Raw genomic sequence first — 22,069 nt, forward strand, 5'->3', positions numbered from 1 at the left:
TCAATCGGTTTCTGAACCTCATCACTCCACAACCATTTACTTTTTATTTTTTTCCATCAGTTTCCTGATTTTCTTTTCTTCCCAGTTTCTTACAAAGCCAATATTGGGTAAATAAACCGCTATCGCATGAGCGGCCAGACCTATTCCCCAGAATGTAGCTGTAAAGAAATTTTTGAACTGAAAATAGCTTTCTCCCGGTTCCAAATGCCTGATATTATAGACCACAATCATTGCATTCACGGCAATGTAGGCAAATAAGTGTCCGTAAAACCCTCTCAACCGCTCCACCTGCCTTCTGGCCTGCTCGTAACGGATATTATTTTCATCAGAAATTTCCATTATCTCTATTTTTTTGTTTATTCATTATTTCCCTGATCTTCTTTTCCTTCCAGGATTCTCCAACCCCAAAAACCTGAAATGCATGAGAAATCACCCCAATTCCCCATCCCAGCATCGGAAAATAAAACCAAAGATTTTTAGGAGACGTAATCAGGTTTAAAATGATCAAAAAGGGAATGATCGTACAGTAGGAAATCAGATTTCCATAAAAGCTTTTCAACTCCTTTACCCTTTTTTTAGCTTTTTCGTAGGATTCGTCGTCATCTTCAGTTTTTACACTGATTGTATTGGGTTTACTGGAAAGTATCGGAACTTTTACTTTAAAATAATCAGCCGATTTTTCAATGAAAACATTCTTTTTGGTAAGAAGGGCATAACGCTGAACAATATTGGCCAGTCCAATTCCGGCACTTTCCTTCATCTGCTCTCTTGCCTGGAGGTTATTTTCAATACAAAGCGTATCATTATCTGAAAATATTTTGATGATTAAAGGTTTTGAAGAAGTAGCAAAATTATGTTTGATACAGTTTTCCAGCAACAGCTGAAGTGATAACGGCACTACATACCTTTTGTATTCTTCTTTTTTTACATCAAAAACAAAATCTACACTGTCCTCAAATCTGGTTTTCAAGAGGTCACAATAGGTTTTCGCAAATTCGATTTCGTCTTCCACCGTTACCAGCTCTTTATCTTTCTGTTCAAGTACATACCGGTAAATCTTTGACATAGAGGCCGTAAACTTCTGCGCCTGATTTGGATTTTCATCAATGAGAGAACTTAAAACATTCAAAGAATTAAAGAGAAAATGAGGGTCCAGCTGATTTTTCAGACTTTCAAACTGTGCATTGGCCGACTTTGCGATCAGCTTCTGTTCCACCACTTCTTTTCTGGAAGTCTTCTTGAGCTCTTCCATGAATCCTTTTGCATGAAGAAACGCCGAAATCAAAAGAGCAATATTGATCATGAACCAGTTGGTCGTAGCATATTCTTTAGAAAAAAAGGCCTCTGCTGTAGCCACTTGCTGAATCTCAACAAAATTGATATAGTTGCATACATAAACCAGAATAAAATTTCCTGCAATGATAGAAACCACACTTAAGGCAGTTCTTATTCCTGTTGTTTCAGACCAGGGAAACTTTTTATTAAGAAAATCATTAATAAAACCATTTCCGCATCCCAGAACAAAAGAATACATGGTAGAGATCGAAAGCGAAATCAAAAAATTGTGGAAATTCTTCTCTTTTGTAAAAAATAAGAAGAAAAATAACGCTGTTCCCAACGATACCCAAAGTAAGATTATAAGTCCTTTACGTTTCATTATCGATTTTCTTGGTTCAAAATTAGTCTTTAATAAAGGTATCAAAAATTATTATTTACTGAAGGGCATCTTTTTCTTTCTGAATGGAATAAAAAAGCCTTCCGTTTAAAGAAGGCCTGAATTCTATTGTTATTTTTCCTGCATACTCAGGAAATATTCCGCTTCTGCTTTACCCCAGTTAGGATCTAAAGATGTTTTTGGCTTGTAAGCGTTAAATTTTGCCAGTGCCTCTTTAAACATTTCCATTCCTTTTGTCTTGCTGCCGCCGTACTGTTCAGGTGTGAAATAAATGTCTTCTGCTTTGATAAGAGCGATTCTTGGGTTGGCCGGATCCAATTTCTCTGCAATACCAAGTTCTTCCGTAGCTTTAGCACCATCGGTCATGTAACGCTGAGGAGGGTTCACCATCATTCTTAGAGATGCTGCCATTTTTCTCAACAAATGGATCTCTGCATTATCCGCTCCGGCAAGGTTTTGAGCACTTGCCAAATATTTATCTGCCTGTTCAGCGGTTTCATCCAGCGCCTGCATATTTCCGCTTCTCATCATCAGTCTTCCTTTTTGAATTTGTGAAAATGCAGCATAATAGGGAGGAAGCCATTTTGAACTTTCTTTGCTTCCAATTCTTTGAAAATCGTTCGCTAATGTCTGAAACTCTTCAGGCGTTTTACACGTTTCTGTTTTGGCGATTTTTTCAGCCATTATTTTTTCGTAATCTGTCTGTGCAAAAGCTGTTAAACTCATAAAAGCTAAAGCAAAGCTTAATAGGTATTTTTTCATTGTATCAATTTTTTAAAGTTAGTTAATTGTAAATCCGAAGTTATGTATTTTGTAATGATTGTGAGATTCGTTGTTTCTATTTATAAATTATTATTGATGGCATCCTGGGTTCTGTCTACTCCAAAGCTAATGAAGGCTCCCACAAATACAAAGGTATTGACTGGTGGAACTACGGATGAGCTTCTCGTTCCGTCGAGAGAAAAATTATAGCCGTAAATATTTTTTGATCCTAAAACATTGGAAACACTTAATACAAGAACAGTAAATGCTTTCGCATCTTTCTTTCCCAGGTTTGGAAGATAATTAAAGCTGATATTAAGGGCATTGTAGTCTTTTAATTTTCCTTCATTTCTGATGTAATTGACCACATTGCTGTTTTCCGTTTTCGTTGCAATGTCATAGTAAGGGCGTCCTTTAGAATAGGTATAAGATAAATTGACCCCTAATTTCCATTCCGGAATAAATCTTTTGGCAACAGCAGAAAGAGTATGGGCAGAAGCGAAATTTGGCCTTAAGCTTACCGGATAATTGGTAAAGTCTCTTTTTGAATCAAGGAAGGAATAACTGATCCAGTAATCAATGTTTTCAAGCGTCTTTTTATCTCTCCAGAAAAGTTCCAGTCCTTTGGCGTATCCGTAACCATTATTGTTCAAAGCAGTTTGTACCTGCTGATTCTGTTCCTTATTCGGCGTGATATTATAGGTCTTGATCAGCTGGTCGTATTTTTTATAAAAAGCTTCAAAACGAAGGTTTCTTCCTTCTGATGATCTTTGAACCTGGAAAATATAGTGTTGTGACTTCTGAAAGTCAAGATCTGCCGGTCCGTTGATGTATTTACTTTCAGGATTCTGATAAAACAATCCGTAGGCGAAGGAAGTCGTCCAGTCTTTTGCAAGGCGGTAAGCCAGTGCGAAACGTGGAGCAATATTACTTTTTTCCAGAAAAGAAGAATGTTCTGCCCTTAGTCCTATTTTTGCAGACAATGCATTGCTGAATCCAAGATCTGTCTCTACAAAAGCAGCGGATATCAGATCTTTATAATCTTTCTGTACTTGTCCAAAGTTCAGTTTTTCATCCGTATTATTCATTTCAAATCCTGCTCTTAACGCACTGATTTTATTCATTTTCCTTTCAAGAACAGCTTTAAAATTAATATAATTTCCATCTGTTAATAGTTTCGTTGCTTCTGACTCGATGTCATTCTTTTCTGTAGAAAAGTTAAGGTCCGATCTGTTGTAAGAATAAGAAGTTCCTGCATTCAGAAGATACTTCCCGAATTTCTGTTTAAAAGAGAGGTTGTGGTACGTATTCTTTCCTTTCAGCCTTATAAGAGCAAAATCATATCCCGGTTCTAATCCTTCTGTTCGCACTCCCATTTTGTTGGAGTCATACATTCCATAGTATTTGAAAAATCCCCCGGATTTGGTTTTGATTCTGAAATTAAAATCACCGTTTAAGCCTTGTGGAGCATTGATAAAGTCTGTATTAAAATTAAAAACCTTCTGCATAACACTTAGCAGTGAATAGCCTAAACTCGCTCCGAAAGAATGGGTTTTATCATCACTGAGTTTCTGAAATCCTGCATTCAGAAAAATAGGAGAAATTCCCAGATCATAAGAACTCTGGTCAGGAAGATCTACACTTTCCAGCATCAGCGCGCCTGAAAGCGCCTGACCGTATAATGCAGAATATCCGCCACTTGAAAAAACATTCCCTTTGAAAAGAGAGGTATTGAAACGGTCTCTTCCTGCAATTCCCGGAACGGAGTTGGAAAAATAATTGTTGATCAGGCTTCCATCCATAAAGATCTTGGACTCTGTTCCTGTTCCTCCTCTGATGAAAAGCCCTTCTGTTTCGCCCACTTTCTGAACGCCCGGAAGGTAATTTAAAGCCGAAGAAATCTGGCCATCAGCTCCTGCCGTCGTGTAGATATCAATTGGAGTAAGCAATGCGGTGGCTCTCTTCTTGTCACTGGCTTCTATAGAACCTGCAGAAACGACGACCGCATCGATTTCGCTGATCTGTTCTTTAAGTTCTGCATTGACTGAAATATCCTGATGATCAATTACTATTGATTTTTCAACATTCTGGTACTTGGGATGGGTAAATGTCAGAACATGATTTCCCTTTTCTGAGGTCTCAAAAGAAAAGTTTCCCTGTGCATCAGTGGTAGCCCCATCATAGGTGTCTTTTAAGGTTACATTGATTTCATTGACCCCTTTACTTTTAAAAGTGACCTTTCCTGAGATCTTAATCTGCGAATATCCTGCAATAAAGGATAGAAATGCAATCAGAAGTAAAAGTTTTTTTCCTTGTGTGTTCATGGAGTTAATTTTCGGATCAAAAATAGGACGCAACAGGCCTTTCTTTATAATAAATTTTACTGAAAGGCATACTTTGACCACTGAATGGTAAATTAGTGAATGGGGATGCAGAAATCTACCTGCATTTTACCTTCGGGATGTTCTTTAAAATTTGAATGATAGATCTCAAAAGGGAACGATTTTCTCATGGAATAGTGATGCTCGTTCATCCATAAAAACAGGGAAACCCAGCATTGTTCGAAGTCATCAAGTGTACATTCTCCGCTTCCTACAATATATTTCCCGGCATCAGTGGTCTCTGAAAAAACAACTCCATTCTGCTCCTCCAGTTTTTCATCCAAAAGCATACACGCATGAATTCTTACCTTGTCAGCGGGAGTTACTTTGAAACTATCATGGTACACGGAAATCATTTTGACATTGTCACGGGGAAATAAATGTTTCTTTTTCGCCCATTCTATGAGCACATTAAAAGAAGATTCCACATTAGCAACTCCTAAACTCATTACTGAAGCCAGATTCATTTCCGGCAGTTCTTTTACTTCAATCTTTAAATTCATTTTTGTCCATTTTAACAGGTTTTCGACATGGCAAATGTATTGACTGAAAACTGTATCAACGTGTCCGTTTTTGCCAGATATCTGTAAAATCTTGTGAAACGTTTCGGGAGCTGAGTTCCGGAATGCAGAAGGAGCCATTCCATAGTATTTTTTAAAAGTTTTACTGAATACAGAATGATTGGAAAATCCAAGATCAAGATAGATCTCTTTCATTTTCATATCCTTCTTTACAGATAAGTAAAAGGCGCTTTTTTCTGTTTTCTTTCTTATGATATAGTTCTGGAGCGTCTCTCCGGTAATAAGCTTAAATATCCTGTGAAAATGGAAGGAAGAATACATCCCGATTTCTGCAATTTTTTCCAAAGAGAGATCATCCTCCAGATGATTATCAATATAACGGATCGCTTTTATGATTCTTTTTTTGTGTTCTTCCATTTTAAAAAGGTGCTGATGGGTAAAGGTATCAAGATACACAGAATTTCACTTGTCCTATATTGCTGTTTTTGAAAAAAGGATTGAAATCATAAAGTGTTTCGGAAAATGTTTTATAAATTTAACGGTATAATCACTTTAAAATCATTTAAATGAAAGTACAAACATTAGGACTATTGGCGGGTTGTGCGTTTTTAGCGGCTTCATGCTGCACGACAAAAACGTACAATGTCAACGCTAAGAGTGGAACACAGACTGGCGGAACCGCCAAGTTTACCCAAAAAGGAGAAGAGGTGATCATGAAACTTGAAGTAACAAGTCTTACCCCAGGTATTCATGCCGTACATATCCATGAAAAAGGCGACTGCTCTGCAGCGGATGGAACTTCTACAGGAGGGCACTGGAATCCAGCTAAAGACGACCACGGAAAGTGGGGTGCTGAGCATTTTCATATGGGAGATATAGGAAATTTAACGGCTGACCAGAGTGGAAAGGCTGTCCTTACTTTCAAAACGAATAAATGGTGTCTTGGATGTACGGATGAATCTAAAAACATCATCGGAAAAGGCCTTATCATCCATGCTGCGGCAGATGACTTCCATACCCAACCTACAGGGAATGCAGGAGGAAGAGTGGGATGTGTAGAAATTAAATAATACCTCTATGCCATAAAAAAAACCGCTGATTTCCATCAGCGGTTTTTTTGTTTTTATGATTTTGTTCCCATATCGGAAACGATATTCATTGCTTCCTGCAGGTATGGATCTTTTTTGAGATTTTTGATCCACATTTCAGATTTTTTCTTGAAAGCTTCATCTTTTTTCTCCCTTTCGATCTCGCCAGGGAACATCGTGAACTTAAGACCGTTCTCAAACTTGCTTAAAGCTTTGAATTTCTCGATCTGAGCTTTTCTCTGCTTCATCAGTTCATTGAACTTATTGATATTAAGCGTGATGTTTTCTTCTTTATCAAGCTTTTCTCTCCACTGGGCAGATTCAAGAAGAAGCTGATAGTTGTTATTTTTAGCCATTCTGTCGGCACTTGCTTTTTCCAGAGCCTGAATATTAAAATAATTCAGTTTTTGGAATTTAGTTCCCGGAATTTTATCCCATGCTAAGGCAAAATCATCATATCGCTCTCCTACTTCTGCATAGGTAAAGAAATCTTTCATCTGGATATCAGAAACAATTCCTTTTCTCTGCGTAGATTCTCCTGTGATTCTGTAGAACTTCTGAATCGTCAGTTTTAAAGATCCGAAATCATCTTCTGTATTTAAGAATCTGTTCAGATCTACAAAAGTCTGTACGGTTCCTTTTCCGAATGACTGTGGCGAACCAATGATCATTGCTCTGCCGTAATCCTGCATTACTCCTGCCAGAATCTCAGAAGCTGAAGCGGAAAGCTCATTCTGCATAATCACCAATGGTCCGGTCCAGATAGGCGTTTCATTTTTATTCTTCAAAGTCTGGATCTTTCCGTTACCGTCTTTTACCTGAACATAAGGTCCTGCATCCATGAAAAGTCCCATGATATCCCCTACTTCAGTTAATGATCCTCCTCCATTATTTCTAAGGTCAAGAACAATTCCTTCAATATTCTGTCCTTTCAGTTTAATGATTTCATTTTTGATGTCGTCCGAAGCATTTCTTCCTTTAGCATCTTCAAAATCAGCATTAAAGCTTGGTAAATTGATAAATCCGTATTTCTTGCCGTTTGGAGAGTTCACTACAATACTTCTTGCGAAGGTATCTTCAATCGCTACTTCCTCACGGATCATGGTAACATCTTTTGTTGTTCCGTCTTTTTTCTGAACAGTAAGGGTTACAGGTGTTCCTTTTTCTCCTCTGATCAGTCTTACTGCTTCATCGGAAAGCATTCCTACAACATTGACGGCGTCATCTTTCGGCTTCGATTTTACTTTTAAGATCTTGTCCCCCTCAGAAAGCTGTTTAGATTTCCAGGCTGGTGCACCAATCGTTAAAGCCCCGAGATACAGATTTCCTTTTTTCTCCTGAATAATAGCTCCGATACCAATCACTTTTCCAGTGAATTGAGTATCAAAATCTTCTTTATCTTTTGGAGAATAATAGTTCGTGTGCGGATCGAAAACTTCTGTATATGCATTCATATACACGGTAAACCAATCCATTTTCTTTCTCTTTTTGAACCTTGTGAAGGTGTCTTTTACAAGGTCTTTCACTTCATCAGTTGCCTTTTTGATCTTCTGATCCTGGGTAAGCGGCTGATACTTGATTGTATCTTTCAACTTGTATTTCTGAACAGAATCTTTCTTCTCTTTCTGAGCTTCTTCTTTGCTGTTCATAGACTCAACCTCCTGAAGAATATTATACTTAATATATTTTCTCCACTCATTATACTGTTCCTGCTTATTGGCAGGTACTTTTTTAAGCTTCGGTTCAAGCGTCAGTGATTCTTCTTCCTGAAGATTGATGGGCTTGCTGAAAATATCCTGAGTTATCTTATCTATTTCATCTACCCTCTGATACAATCTGTCGATGGTCAGTTTATAGAATATCAGATCTCCCTGGCTGATATAGTCGTCAAGCTTTGTTTCATGCTTGCCGAATTCGTCCATATCCGACTGAAGGAAATATCTTTTTGCGGGATCTACCAGCTCAAAATAATGTTTATAAACGTCCTTGGAATAGGCATCATTGATGGGTTTCGGGCTGTAATGTAAATAAGAAAGTGTATTCTTTACACTCACCATGATCGTCTGCATCTTTTCATCGTCATTCTTTGGCGAGTTGAAACAAAACATTAGACTTGTCAATGGAATTAGGAGTAAAAATTTATTCAGTTTGAAATTTTTCCACATAAACTGTCTTTATTTATTGATTTTTTTAAAAATATATACTACAATTAGTAGCAGCAATTAATTCGCTGTTACAAACTATCAAATTTAATACCTTATTTACAATTATCGGATAGTTTTGAATGTTTTTTATTAAAAGCAGAGCAGTGCAATAACTGTTATTTGAAACTTATTGAATTACTGAACTTATAATCAACAGATTATAAACCATTTGAATCAATTCTTAATATTTTCCCGATCTGTTGATCATTAGTGAATTCCAAATATTTATTCATCAGATAAGTTTAGGCTAAATACAATCTTAAACCTATTAAAAAGACTCTTTTCCACCATTGCTTTTTCATTCTTTTTCCTGTCCGGGACAAACGTATATTTTATGAAATTGCATTTATCTTCAAAACTTTTTAATTAAATTTGAAGGGTGGGAATTTTTCTTTTCTGTCAAAAAAGACAGAGGAAAGGTCCTTATCTGAGCAATTTATGCTAAAATTAAACTTATTTTATGGAAAGACCGCTTATTCTGGTTACTAATGATGATGGAATTACCGCACCAGGTATCAGAAACCTTATACAATTTATGAACGAGATAGGAGATGTTATTGTCGTTGCTCCTAACTCTCCCCAAAGTGGAAAAGGCCACGCTATCACAATCAATTCTACCTTAAGCTACGAAGAAGTAACGCTTGATGGTCCGCAAACTGATTTTTCATGCAGCGGAACGCCTGTTGACTGCGTAAAAATGGCTCTTGACAAGATCCTGACGAGAAGACCGGATATCGTGGTTTCAGGAATTAATCACGGCGCGAATTCTTCCATTAATGTGATCTATTCCGGAACGATGTCTGCCGCTGTTGAAGCAGGTGTAGAAGGAATTCCTGCGATCGGATTTTCACTCATGGATTTTAGCTGGGAAGCTGATTTTTCACAAGCCAAAGATTATATCCAGAATATAGTAAAAAGAACGCTTGAAAATCCAATGCCAAAAGGAATTGTACTTAATGTAAATATCCCGAAACTAACGGCTGGAGAAATTAAAGGCGTGAAGGTCTGCAAGCAGGCGAATGCAAAATGGGAAGAAAGCTTTGACGAAAGAGTGAATCCTCATGGAAAGAAATACTACTGGCTGACAGGATATTTCAACAATATGGATGAGTCTGAAGATGCTGACGAAACAGCATTGGCCAACGGATATATTTCAATCGTTCCCGTAAAGTTCGATCTTACTGCTTATGAATACATGAAAACGCTTGAGGAAGTAATGAAATTTGACTGATGTACGAGAAGCTAGACAATCCTGTTTATCATTCCCTTAATGAATATCATGAAAAGTTCTGCTTCAATTTTGGAGAAACGAAATTTTATAATCCTGAAGTAGCCTCTTTTGGCGGAGCAGCAAAGCTTTCAAGAGAAAAAGACATCACAGACTATGCAAAAATCTGTGATGATTTTCTGATTTTCGGAGCTCAACCGGATCTTGGAAATCTAAAGACTGATCTTTCCAGGCTTGTCTGTGATCAATATGTCCTGGAAAATCCTATTCAGATGGATTTCACTGAGGAAATTATTGAACTGAAACAAGAAAATCATGAGGAACTTCTGGCTTTCATTATGAAGTTTTATCCTTACTACTTTAAATCAAGAACTCCTGAATTAGGACGGTATTTCGGTATTTTTAAAGATCATCAACTTGCTGCAGTTACCGGCGAAAGAATGCAGATGAATGATATGACGGAAGTAAGCGCAGTGATCACCGGTACAGATCATCTGGGAAAAGGTTTAGCCAGGCAATTGGTGGCTTTTGTTTCCGGAAAGATTTTTGAAGATAATAAAACGCCTTTTCTGCATGTTGCAGAAAGTAATACAGGAGCCAAAAAACTGTATGAGAAACTTGGTTTTATACATCGTGGAACGATCAACTTATGGGGCGTGAAAAGCTAATTTTTCAGCCCTTTACTTTTTCATATATTTCATAAATTCTCACCCTTCATTTTATTGTACCAATCACTAATTTCACGCTCAAGTCATTCTGTTTACCTCAGAAATTTTCCTTTCCAGGCTTCAAGCATCATCACTTTTTCAAAAGCAGGTTAAAAAATTTATAAAACCTCCCCTTTTCCATTTTCCCTTGAAAGTTTTCCCTACATTTATTCTTATTAATTTTTTCCAGATTATGAGAATAGAATATGATATAAAGCTTGGATTCAAGGATGTAATGTTCCGTCCCAAACGTTCTACATTAAAATCCCGGTCAGAAGTGAATCTCGAAAGGGAGTTTACCTTCAAGCATACGAAAAAGAAATGGAGAGGTGTTCCCCTGATCGCAGCGAATATGGATACGGTAGGAACTTTTGAAATGGCGGTAGAACTGGCCAAAGACAAGATTATTACAGCCGTTCACAAGCATTATACTCCTGAGGAATGGAGTGAATTTCTAAACAGCCAGCCTGAAAGCATCCATCAATATATTGCATTAAGTACAGGTACCGGAAAAGCTGATGAAGAGAAGCTAAGAGTGATCCTTGAAAAGCACCCAAAAATCGAGTTTCTCTGCATCGATGTAGCGAATGGTTATTCTGAGCATTTCGTTGGATTTGTGAAGAAAGCAAGGGCTAATTTCCCTGACAAGATCATCATGGCAGGAAATGTTGTGACCGGAGAAATGGTGGAAGAGCTTCTACTGGTAGGCGCAGATATTATTAAAGTAGGCATCGGGCCCGGATCGGTATGTACAACGAGGGTAAAAACAGGAGTCGGATATCCGCAACTTTCAGCGATTATTGAGTGTTCTGATGCGGCACACGGTCTTGGAGGACATATCATTGCTGACGGAGGCTGTAAAGTTCCCGGAGATGTGGCCAAAGCTTTTGGCGGAGGCGCAGATTTCGTGATGCTGGGTGGAATGTTCGCCGGACATGATGAAAGCGGCGGCGAGATCATTGAAGAAAACGGGAAGAAATTCCGCCTTTTTTATGGGATGAGTTCCAAAACAGCCATGGATAAGCATTCCGGAGGCGTAGCAGAATACCGTGCTTCAGAAGGAAAAACGGTAAAAGCGGTTTATAAAGGTCCGGTTTCCGAAACGGTGAAAGATATTTTGGGTGGTGTACGTTCTACCTGTACGTATGTGGGGGCTTCCCAACTTAAAGAATTGTCTAAGAGAACCACTTTTATCAGGGTTCAGGAACAGGAAAACCAGGTTTTTAACGATTAGAAAAAAGAAGCTCTGACAAATTGAGCTTAATTTTAATCTTTTGTAATAAAAAACAGGCTGTACAATTGATGTACAGCCTGTTTTATTTTATAATTAAGTCAGCATTCCGCCGTCTACGTTCAGGGTTTGTCCTGTGATGTAAGAAGACATTTCGCTTCCCAGGAAGATACACGCATTGGCCACATCTTTGGTCTGTCCCGCTCTCTTCATCGGAATTCTGTCTCTCCACGCCTGAAGGGTTTTTTCATCCAGATCTGCCGTCATTTCAGTTTCTGTGAATCCAGGAGCTACAGCATTACATCGGATACTTCTTGATCCTAATTCCAACGCAATAGATTTTGTAAATCCTATTACTCCGGCCTTGGAAGCTGCATAGTTGGATTGTCCCGGATTTCCGCTGATTCCTACTACGGAGGTCATATTGATAATAGAACCTGATTTAGCTTTCATCATCGGCTTGATCACCGCTTTTGTAAGGTTAAATACAGAATCCAAATTGATTCTCATTACCTGATCCCAGTCATCTTTGGACATTCTCAACAGCAGGTTATCTCTTGTAATCCCTGCATTGTTGATCAGAATATCGATTTTTCCAAACTCCTCCATCACATCATCGATGAGCTTTTGAGCTGCATCATAATCTGACGCGTCAGACTGATATCCTTTGATCTTGGTTACAGAACTTAAAGCCGCCTCTAATGCTTGAGCTTTATCTACAGAGCCGGCATAGGTAAATGCTACCTGTGCGCCCTGTTCAGCGTACATTTCAGCAATTTTCTTTCCGATTCCTCTTGTAGCTCCGGTGATTAGTGCTACCTTTCCTTCTAATAGTTTCATCATATCTCTTGATAATTATATTCTTAGTAAATACTTCCGTCTTTAAAAAAACGGCAATTTAGCACATTTAATTTTATACAAATTAAACGGTCCGCAAAGATATTATAAATTGTTATTCAATGCATTCCAAATCATCAAATTAGTGAAAATTTTTCGCTGTTTTTTATCATATTTTAAAGACGGTTGCCACTGTTTTTAAATCTTGTAAAATAAAGAACATCCGATTTTTTGTCTTTATCCAGCTTGAGAACCTCCTTCTGCCAGTAGTATTTATCGTAAATAATATCCTTCAGAGGCTCATTCTGAAAATTCACCACACCATATTTATCCTGCTTCTTTACGACAATTTCATTCTCAGAATTTTCAAATGCAATGATATCGTCATAAATAAAAGGAACAATCTCCTTCCCTTTTTCATCTATGATTCCATACAGATTGCTGGTGTTTCTGCATACGACAGGTTTTGAATAAAGATTGAGGATATTGAAAAAATTCGTCTCCTGCTCTTTAATGGAAACAATGTCTTTCATCGGAGCAACAGATTGATCGGTCACAGAGAATTTATAATATGCTTCCTGCTTTTTAATGATAAGCAGGTCAGGATAGAAAGCAATGATCTGTGTATTTTCTTCCAGAATGTTGTTTAAATCTTTATCCAGAAATTTTTCTTCCTTTCCCTTTTTGAGATAGATAAAGTCTTTTCTTGAAATCCTGAAGCTCTGTATAAAATCGTATTCCTGAGGAACAATGGTTTCCCCGTTAAGATTGACCACTCCGTTTTTCTTTAGCTTATCACTGTAAACGGTGAAAAGATCATTAAATAAAGGGGTAAGATACTTGAAATTGTTCGGATAAAGTTTTCTGTCCTTCTTTTTAAAAACCGTTGCTTTTCCTTTCTTTCTCAGATAAACATATTCTTTTGTTCCAAAATATTCCGGTTCAGCATCATCAAAAATCTCTTCCGCCAGTCTGTTTTCATCGGCGTCAACCAAGCCATATTTTCCTGTTGTCCTGTTTTTAGTAATCAGATAAGGATAGGAAGCCAGACTGTAGATCTGTGCTGAAAACTGATGTAATTTTTGTCCGTCTTTCCCAATGATTTCGCTTTGATGGTCTTCATTGATGATCAGGGCTTTGCCATTTTCGAAGTGATAATCTTCTTTAAATTCACGGTTGCTGACCTGCTTTCCATCCAAATCATATAAAAACCATGATTTATCTTTCAGGACCAAAAAACGGTCTTCTGCAACAAAGCGGATCCTATCTGAATAGGAAATGATCTCTTTTCCATTATAGTCATACACTGCTTCTTTCCCCTCTTTTGAAGAAATAATACATTTTTTGCTGAGCCAGGGCGTATTAAAACTCTGGTCATCTAAAGGAAGGATTTGATTTCCTTTTTCATCGATGATGGTAGATTTGGTCTTATTATCAGATTGTCTGACTGTAAGAATAAACCGGTTTTTAAAGATCTGAGAAATATTGTGGGGCGATTCAAACGTGATATTTCCTAATGAATCTACAATACTTTCTTTCTTATTTTTTGAATCATAAATCTTACCATATCCTTCGGAATAGGAATAAACTTCCATTCCTGTCTTTTTTGATAAAAGGATCTTTGTATACTGATTGGTCTGGGCCATACACACTGACGAACACAGTGCGAAAACTAAGTTTTTCAATGAATTTAGATAGAATTATTGACAATAAGAACGATCTCTCCTTTTAAAGTTTTGCTTTTGGAAAATTCAATTAATTCATTGATTGTTCCTCTCTTGGTTTCTTCAAACTTTTTAGAAATCTCACGGCTCAGACTGGCTTTTGTTTCTTCTCCGAAGAATTCTTTGATCTGCTCCAAAGTGGTATTGATCTTGTGTGGGCTTTCGTATAAAACAATGGTTTTTTTCTCTTCCGCAAGTTGCTTAAGCTTGGTCTGTCTTCCTTTTTTCTGCGGCAGAAATCCTGCAAACAGAAACTCATTATTTGGAAGTCCCGAAACCACAAGGGCCGGAATTAATGCTGTAGCGCCGGGAAGACATATCATTTCAATGTTATTGTCCGATCCTGCTCTCGCCAGCAGATAACCGGGATCTGAAATTCCTGGTGTGCCTGCATCGGTAATGATGGCAATATTCTGTCCGCTTTGAAGATCACCAATCACCTTTTCGGTAGCCTGATGTTCATTGTGAAGGTGATACGATTTTAAAGGTTTGGAAATCTCATAATGCTTTAAAAGTATTCCTGATGTCCTTGTGTCTTCACATAAAATATAATCAACTTCTTTAAGGACTTTTATAGCCCTGAAGGTCATATCTTCCAGGTTCCCAACGGGTGTGGGAACAAAATATAAGATTCCGCTCAAAATTATAAGAATTTATTTTCTACCAATATCCAGAGTCTCTGGGCATATTCATCTACTTTACTCCACTTTCTCTCGTAATAAAGATCGCTGAGATACTCTTTTGCTTCTTCCAGATTCCTGAATCCGTTCAGATGAGACACGGTTTCGTTCAGATCCGACTGACTTCCGTTGAAGAGCATTTTTGAAAAGGCAATTCTGTCATTCAGATCCAGTCTGAATTCGGGTTTTACCTTATCTGCCTCCATAAAGTTGGTAGGAATGTTGGTTTTCAAAATACCTCCCTGCTCTTCTTTTACTTCAGGCACTGGTTTTTGCTTTGGCGTTTCTCTTTCCAGAGGATCGTCATCAAAAAGAGTCTGAACTGCTTTTAATCCTTTGATATTGGCCAGTTTTATTTTTTTCTCCTGCTGATAAGCATCGAGATCTTCGAAGCTTTCATCAGAAGCATGTTTTTCTGTTTCGTGGAAAGGTTTGTCTATCTCTACAATTTTTCTTCTGTCATATACTTCCGCAAGAATGGTTTCCTCTTTTTCTTCTAAAGGAAAGTCATTTTTTATCTCGCTCAGGATATTTCCTACATTGGAAGTTTCTGTAAGCATTTCTCCCTGTTCCATCATGACATTGGATGCCACAAACTGCTCTTCATTTTCCTCGATCAGTATTTCGTCTTCCAGCATTTCAGTATCAAAAATACTTGGAATTTTTTCTGTCGGTTCTTTTGCCTGATCTGAACCCTTTTGGGAATTCAATTCTTCTTTTTCAAGATCATTTGCATCATTTGTTTCATGTGAAACCTTTTCTTCATCTTCCTCCATTTCATTAAGCTGATGATTAAAAATCACCTCCTCTTCTGTCGTTTCAGTGGTGAATAAATCTTCATTCAGATCTTCATCATTGTCCGGTTTTGCATCAGCAAGGATCCTTTCTTCATCTACGAAACTCAATACTTTTTCGTTCCCATTGAAAGATTCATTTTCTTCGATCTCATTCAGCTGGCTATTGAAAACATCTTCTTCCCCGTCAACGGCATTGTGAGAAACTTTTTCCTGAATCTCTGCCATTGACCTTTGTCCGTAGTTTTCTTCTGCAAAGCTGACAATATTCTCGTGGAATTCATTTTCTACAATCTCATCAAGCTGATGGTTAAATATTTCCTCTTCATCAGATGACGAATTAGTATAATTTTCACCTTCATTTTCATCAATTTCATTAAACTCATTATTGAAGATGGCCTCTTCCTCTGTCACCTCATGGTTAGATTCGTGACCTTCATCCAAATTCAATGAAACATACTGGCTTTGTGAGTACTGCTGGGAATGATCCGTAATGAAGTATTCCATATTTTTTTCAAGTAATCTTAAAAAAGATATCCTGTTCGCAAGCTCATCTACAAGATCCTGCTTGGAAAGTAATTCGTCTACGTTGTTGATTTTATCCAGGATATCAATGATATTCTTGGATTCAAAAAAAATTTTTTCCTTTAAATCTTGGATGTTCTGCATAATAAGAATCTTATTAAAATTGCTTACTTTTGATCTTAAAAATATACGGCTAATTTAACAAATGTTTTTAGAAAATACAATTAATCATTCCAAACAAAGTGGTTGGATGGAAGTTATTTGTGGCTCTATGTTTTCGGGGAAAACCGAAGAGCTGATCCGACGATTGCGAAGAGCTGAAATGGCGGGACAGAACGTGGAAATTTTCAAACCGAGACTGGATACACGATATTCTGACGAGGACGTTGTTTCTCATAATCAGAATAAAATACGGAGTACAGCAGTAGATAATCCCAATGAAATTCTTTTGCTGGCTTCTAACTGTGATGTGGTAGGAATAGATGAAGCACAATTCTTTGATGAAAGCATTGTAGATATCGCCAACCAGCTTGCCAACAGCGGTACGAGAGTCGTTGTGGCAGGACTTGATATGGATTTCCTGGGACGTCCCTTCGGTCCGATGCCTAACTTAATGGCTACCGCAGAATATGTAACGAAAGTGCATGCTATTTGCAAGAGAACGGGTAATCTCGCGAACTACTCTCTGAGAACTTCCCAGGGAAATGACCTCGTAGAGCTAGGTGAAACAGAAAGTTACGAAGCAGTAAGCCGACGTGTTTTTATTGACGAAGTACTTTTAAGAAAAAATAAATAATAAGGCCGTTAAATAGCGGTTGATAATAGCAAAGACGCAGAATTATTTCTAATACACGACCATTTTAAGATCCCAGAAAATCAACCGTTTTTCGCAGGCAGGGATTTTATCTTCGATAAGATCACTTACACCTTAAGAAGGTATCTGTTATTAATTATTTTACGTCTTTACGATTGTCCAAAAAAATAAATTAACTTGTAAAGGTAAATAACAAAATTTTGAAAATAAATATGATTTAAAAACATCATATTTATTTTTTTCAAAAAGTTTACCATTATAAGCTCAAAATAAAGCAGAAGGGGTATCAATGAACTATACAGTAAAACAAATTGCAGAGATCACCAATGCACAAATCATTGGAGACAAAGATTTAGTGGTCAGAAATATAGCGTTCGACAGCAGAATTATCTATTCAACAAAAAATACGGCATTTGTAGCGATCAATACGCATAAAAATTCCGGTGAAAAATTTATTGAATCGGCAATAGACCGTGGTATCGGCGTGATCATTTCTGAGCATCAGTATCCGCAGTTTGAAAATATTACATGGATTATTGTTGACAATTCGGTAGACTTTCTTCAGAAACTGTCCCGATACCATTTCGAGAATGCTCATATTAAAACTATAGGAATTACCGGAAGTAACGGAAAAACCATTTTAAAAGAATGGCTTTATCAATGTCTGTGGAATGAGTTTCCGACTGTAAAAAGTCCGAAGAGCTTTAATTCCCAGATAGGTCTTCCGCTTTCTCTGCTACAAATTAACAGCTCACACGAACTTGGCATTTTTGAAGTAGGAATTTCAAAGCCTCACGAGATGGAAAAACTGGAAAATATTTTTCATCCCCAGATCGGGCTGCTTACCCATATCGGAAATGCCCATGCGGCCAATTTTACATCTGAAGAGGAACTTATTGATGAAAAGATCATGCTTTTTAGAGGTTCTGAAGTCATTATTTACAATGGCGACAATGAATTGGTTGACAAAAAGATACACAAATTATATTCAAGCAAAAAATTAATTTCTTACGGGCTTAAAAAGAATAATCAGGTGTTCACTAAAGAACCAGTTTCTAAGGATGAAAAAATTACGGTGGTTTATTTTGACGAAGAAATCTCCTTCCCTGTTCATCAGAGGGATGAAGCTACGTTGACGAATGCTTTGGCTTTGATCACTGTTTTAAAGGAAGTCAATATTGATAATCAAAAGATCGTCGAAAAACTCAATTCTTTAAAGGCTGTCGAAATGCGACTGGAAGCTATTGAAGGAATTAAAAATAATATCATCATCAATGATTCTTTTAATCTTGATCTGGACTCACTGAAAACAGCACTTCAGTTTTTGAATGAATATAACAAATCTAAAAAATCTTTGGTTTTAACAGATATTGTAGGCGTTAATTCCAATTCTCAAGAACTTTATGAAGAAGTTTCAGAGCTTGTGAATGATCAGAAGTTTGATTCTGTATTTCTCATTGGTGATGAAATATCGAAGTTCAGTGATTTATTTAAATCTAAAACTTTTACTTTCTTAGACACCAAGGAATTAATTGACAGTAAACATCTTACCGAAATTGAAAACCAGATCATCCTATTAAAAGGAGCGAGAAAATTTGAGATTGAAAAACTTAAAGATATCCTTGAACTCAGAAAACATGATACTGTTCTGGAGATCAATCTGAATGCTATTCTACATAATATCAACTATCACAAATCCCTGCTGAAACCGGGAACAAAAATGATGGCCATGGTAAAAGCAAATGCTTATGGATTGGGCAGCTATGAAATCTCCGAATTTCTGCAGCACCATCATATTGATTATCTGGGTGTTGCTTATGCCGATGAAGGCATAGAGCTCCGCAAAAAAGGGATTACCACTCCTATAATTGTGATGAATCCCGAACAGCACAGCTACGAAGCGATCATTGAATATAACCTGGAACCTGAGATCTACAGTTTCAGAGTATTGGAATTGTTTTATGATGCTGTACAGAAATCAGGCTACGATAAAAAATACCCTATTCATATCAAGCTGGAGACCGGAATGCACCGTCTTGGTTTTAAAGATTTTGAACTGGATGAGTTAAGTGAGACTTTAAGCCATAAAAATGTAAAGGTTCAAAGCATGTTTAGCCATTTATCATCTTCTGATATGCCTGAAGAAAGGGAATTTACCCTCAGACAGTTTGAAGTTTTTGAAAAGAATTCCAGTTATCTAATTGAGAAGCTGGGTTACACTCCTCTTCGGCATATCCTTAATTCTTCGGGAATCACAAGTTATACAGACCATCAGTATGACATGGTAAGAATAGGAATCGGAATGATTGGTGAATCACCATGTAGTGAAATACAGAAACAACTTCAGTCTGTAGTAAGTTTTAAAACCGTAATTTCACAGATATCAACTGTTGATACAGGAGAATCTGTAGGTTACAGCCGAAAATATAAAGCTGATCATTCCGCCAGGATTGCTACTATTCCTGTGGGTTATGCAGATGGAATCCCAAGACTGATTGGCAACCAGATAGGCAATGTAGGGGTCAGTAAAATCCTTACTCCAATTGTAGGAAATATTTGTATGGATATGATGATGATCAATGTAGATCAAATCCCCAATGTAAAAGAAGGTGATACGGTCACCATCTTTAATGCAAAACCAAGTTTAAAAGAATTCGCAGGCTACTGCAAAACAATAACCTATGAAGTGTTAACGTCCATATCACCCCGGGTGAAACGGATTTATATAAAAGACTAGTTATGAGAAAACTCCTGATCCTTCTCTTCGTATTTCAACTCCTGATGATCCATTCACAAGTGAAAAAGGATCTGGTCATACCAAAAAATCCAAGAATAGGCCTTTCCCTCGCCGGTGGCGGAGCTAAAGGTTTTTCCCATGTAGGAGTGCTGAAAGTATTAGATTCATTGGGAGTAAAAGTAGATTATATTTCCGGGACCAGTATGGGTGCCATTGTAGGAGGCTTGTACGCTTCAGGATATTCCGGAAAAGAAATAGAGAAGATCATATTGGATACGGATTTCTATTCTTTGATCATGGATCCGAAATCCAGACAGGAATCTTCTTTTTTTAATAAATCCGTTGATAAATATCTTTTATCCATTCCATTAAAAAACGGGAAAATATCTCTTCCCTCCTCTATAAGTTCCGGACAAAGAAATGTCTACCTTCTCAAAGAACTTTTCAAAAATGTTTCCAATATTGATGATTTTTCCAAACTGCCGATTCCTTTTATGTGCGTCGCCACCAATCTGGAAAGCGGCAATATGGAGATCTTTGAAAAAGGTGATCTTGTACAGTCTATTATGGCCAGTTCGGCCTTCCCTTCTCTGATGGATCCGGTAAAGATTGGGGACAGTATCTATATAGACGGAGCAATGACCGTCAATTATCCTTCAAAGCCTTTAAAGGACAAAGGAATCGATATCGTGATTGGGGTGGACCTAAATCAGGATTTATCCACAAGAGACGATTTAAACAACATTATATCCATTCTTAATCAGGTTATTGATTTCGGAATTAAAAGGGATACCAGAAAGCAATATAAGTATACAGACATCAATATCAAACCGAATCTTAAGGGCATGACCGCTACCAGCTACGATGATAAGAAGAAAATTCTTGACAGTGGCTATGTGGAGGGCATGAAATACACTGATATCCTCGACCAGCTTCCGAAACGATCATTTGACCGCCTTAGAGAGCGCGTAAATCCCATCTATTCCAATGTATATAAGATTGACAGTATTTCCTTAGATGGAGGCAAAATATATGGCAAAAACTACGTTCTGGGTAAAATGGGGCTCCGTCTTCCTTCTATGCAGACGTATGGCAGTATCAATAAGAAAATTGATAAACTCGTAGCAACCAATAATTACAGATTTATCAACTATGACATCATCCCTGAAAATGACGCCAATTATCTTAAACTCTACGTTACAGAAGATGAAGCCCGTCACTTTTTGAAAGTAGGACTGCATTATGATGAAGTTTTTAAAACAGGACTTCTTCTGAATTATTCGGGGAAACGTCTTTTATTCAAAAATTCAAATCTATCTTTAGATGTCGTTGTAGGTGATAAACCGAGATATTATCTGAATTATTTTATTGACAATGGATATATCCCTGGATTTGGGATCTACTCTTCCGGAATGAGTTTTGACCTGAAAAATGTAGATAATAATATAGCAGATAAATGGGAATGGTTCAGAAATGAAGCCTATATCCAGTCTGTATGGAAGGATAAATTTGCTGTTGGAGGCGGGATCAGCCATGATTACTTTGGTGCCGAAATAAACGGGGAACATGAGAGGTACATGCGTTTTCTAAACCCTTATGTATTCTTAAAAAGCGATACTCAAAATGAGAAGGACTTCCCTTCCAGAGGTATTTACATCGGTGCAGAAGGTAAAGTAATCGATCTTTTGAAGTCTGAAGTAGACAAAAGAATTATCCAGGTAAAAGCAGATATCAGGATCAATATTCCACTTTCCAAGCAGTTCTCCTACCGTCTTAATCTTTACGGAGGAATTACGATTGGCGATAATCTTCCTGAATTCTACCAATACAGACTGGGTGGCATTTTTGAACAGAATCTCATCAATTTCAAGAGTTTTGGAGGTTTCTATTTTGCACAGCTAAAATCTAATAATGTTGTTCTTATCTCCAACGACCTTCAGTTTAAATTTAATAAAAGCTATTTCTTAAGCGGTAACTTTAGCTTTGCCAATCTTTCGGATGACATCAATTTTGAAGATGCAGTTAAAGTAAACTATAGCTCAGTAGGGCTTACCGCAGGCTATAAATCGCCTTTCGGGCAGATTAAAATCAATTTTAGCCACTCACTTAAAAACAATCAAAAAGGCATATTCAGTGTTATTTTAGGACACTGGTTTTAATA

17 protein-coding genes are annotated in these 22,069 nt (G+C 37.3%); 7 read left to right on the forward strand and 10 right to left on the reverse strand.

What is annotated here, in order from left to right:
- Window positions 1–36 precede the first annotated feature (36 nt).
- The 5 genes from BUC06_RS00715 to BUC06_RS00735 all read right to left on the reverse strand — a co-directional run bounded on the left by BUC06_RS00715 (window position 37) and on the right by BUC06_RS00735 (window position 5,756).
- A complete protein-coding gene (locus BUC06_RS00715; RefSeq protein ID WP_073328414.1) occupies window positions 37–339 on the reverse strand; it encodes a 2TM domain-containing protein in 303 nt (100 codons plus the stop codon).
- On the reverse strand, window positions 326–1,657 hold the full coding sequence (locus tag BUC06_RS00720; RefSeq protein ID WP_073328417.1) for a 2TM domain-containing protein: 1,332 nt from the start codon (window positions 1,655–1,657) through the stop codon (window positions 326–328). The genes BUC06_RS00715 and BUC06_RS00720 overlap by 14 nt, the downstream gene beginning before the upstream one ends.
- Before the next feature lie 129 nt (window positions 1,658–1,786).
- Window positions 1,787–2,437, reverse strand: coding sequence for a hypothetical protein (locus BUC06_RS00725; protein ID WP_073328419.1), 651 nt, complete (start codon window positions 2,435–2,437; stop codon window positions 1,787–1,789).
- Between the two features lie 80 nt (window positions 2,438–2,517).
- Window positions 2,518–4,761: a TonB-dependent receptor gene (locus BUC06_RS00730; RefSeq protein WP_073328422.1), complete on the reverse strand. Its 2,244-nt coding sequence runs from the start codon at window positions 4,759–4,761 to the stop codon at window positions 2,518–2,520.
- Between the two features lie 92 nt (window positions 4,762–4,853).
- Window positions 4,854–5,756, reverse strand: a complete 903-nt coding sequence (locus BUC06_RS00735) for an AraC family transcriptional regulator (protein WP_073329099.1) — start codon at window positions 5,754–5,756, stop codon at window positions 4,854–4,856.
- 149 nt (window positions 5,757–5,905) lie between these two features.
- Between BUC06_RS00735 and BUC06_RS00740 the strand changes: the two genes are divergently transcribed.
- On the forward strand, window positions 5,906–6,409 hold the full coding sequence (locus tag BUC06_RS00740) for a superoxide dismutase family protein (protein ID WP_073328424.1): 504 nt from the start codon (window positions 5,906–5,908) through the stop codon (window positions 6,407–6,409).
- Window positions 6,410–6,462: 53 nt separating this feature from the next.
- Here BUC06_RS00740 and BUC06_RS00745 read toward each other — a convergent pair whose 3' ends face one another.
- Entirely contained in the window at window positions 6,463–8,592 is a 2,130-nt protein-coding gene (locus BUC06_RS00745) for a carboxy terminal-processing peptidase (protein WP_073328427.1), read from the reverse strand.
- Between the two features lie 499 nt (window positions 8,593–9,091).
- Between BUC06_RS00745 and surE the strand changes: the two genes are divergently transcribed.
- The 3 genes from surE to BUC06_RS00760 all read left to right on the forward strand — a co-directional run bounded on the left by surE (window position 9,092) and on the right by BUC06_RS00760 (window position 11,800).
- A complete protein-coding gene (gene surE / locus BUC06_RS00750) occupies window positions 9,092–9,862 on the forward strand; it encodes a 5'/3'-nucleotidase SurE (RefSeq protein WP_073328429.1) in 771 nt (256 codons plus the stop codon).
- Entirely contained in the window at window positions 9,862–10,527 is a 666-nt protein-coding gene (locus BUC06_RS00755) for a GNAT family N-acetyltransferase (RefSeq protein WP_073328432.1), read from the forward strand. The genes surE and BUC06_RS00755 overlap by 1 nt, the downstream gene beginning before the upstream one ends.
- Window positions 10,528–10,759: 232 nt before the next feature.
- Complete coding sequence (locus BUC06_RS00760) at window positions 10,760–11,800, forward strand: GMP reductase (protein WP_073328435.1); 1,041 nt, start codon at window positions 10,760–10,762, stop codon at window positions 11,798–11,800.
- A 93-nt stretch (window positions 11,801–11,893) separates the two neighbouring features.
- Here BUC06_RS00760 and fabG read toward each other — a convergent pair whose 3' ends face one another.
- The 4 genes from fabG to BUC06_RS00780 all read right to left on the reverse strand — a co-directional run bounded on the left by fabG (window position 11,894) and on the right by BUC06_RS00780 (window position 16,501).
- Window positions 11,894–12,637, reverse strand: coding sequence for a 3-oxoacyl-[acyl-carrier-protein] reductase (gene fabG / locus BUC06_RS00765; RefSeq protein ID WP_034724743.1), 744 nt, complete (start codon window positions 12,635–12,637; stop codon window positions 11,894–11,896).
- A gap of 173 nt (window positions 12,638–12,810) precedes the next feature.
- The gene (locus tag BUC06_RS00770) at window positions 12,811–14,319 is read right to left on the reverse strand and encodes a WG repeat-containing protein (protein WP_139263246.1); all 1,509 of its coding nucleotides are present in this window, start codon (window positions 14,317–14,319) and stop codon (window positions 12,811–12,813) included.
- Window positions 14,320–14,324: 5 nt separating this feature from the next.
- A complete protein-coding gene (rsmI, locus tag BUC06_RS00775) occupies window positions 14,325–14,999 on the reverse strand; it encodes a 16S rRNA (cytidine(1402)-2'-O)-methyltransferase (RefSeq protein ID WP_073328440.1) in 675 nt (224 codons plus the stop codon).
- Window positions 15,000–15,001: 2 nt separating this feature from the next.
- Window positions 15,002–16,501, reverse strand: coding sequence for a hypothetical protein (locus tag BUC06_RS00780; protein WP_073328442.1), 1,500 nt, complete (start codon window positions 16,499–16,501; stop codon window positions 15,002–15,004).
- A gap of 61 nt (window positions 16,502–16,562) precedes the next feature.
- Between BUC06_RS00780 and BUC06_RS00785 the strand changes: the two genes are divergently transcribed.
- The 3 genes from BUC06_RS00785 to BUC06_RS00795 all read left to right on the forward strand — a co-directional run bounded on the left by BUC06_RS00785 (window position 16,563) and on the right by BUC06_RS00795 (window position 22,067).
- On the forward strand, window positions 16,563–17,153 hold the full coding sequence (locus BUC06_RS00785) for a thymidine kinase (protein WP_073328445.1): 591 nt from the start codon (window positions 16,563–16,565) through the stop codon (window positions 17,151–17,153).
- 307 nt (window positions 17,154–17,460) lie between these two features.
- Window positions 17,461–19,908, forward strand: a complete 2,448-nt coding sequence (locus tag BUC06_RS00790) for a bifunctional UDP-N-acetylmuramoyl-tripeptide:D-alanyl-D-alanine ligase/alanine racemase (protein WP_073328447.1) — start codon at window positions 17,461–17,463, stop codon at window positions 19,906–19,908.
- Window positions 19,909–19,910: 2 nt separating this feature from the next.
- Complete coding sequence (locus BUC06_RS00795; RefSeq protein ID WP_073328450.1) at window positions 19,911–22,067, forward strand: patatin-like phospholipase family protein; 2,157 nt, start codon at window positions 19,911–19,913, stop codon at window positions 22,065–22,067.
- The last annotated feature ends 2 nt before the right edge of the window (window positions 22,068–22,069 follow it).

The sequence above is a fragment of the Chryseobacterium carnipullorum genome, assembly GCF_900142785.1.
In the GTDB taxonomy this organism is placed as follows: Bacteria; Bacteroidota; Bacteroidia; order Flavobacteriales; family Weeksellaceae; genus Chryseobacterium; species Chryseobacterium carnipullorum.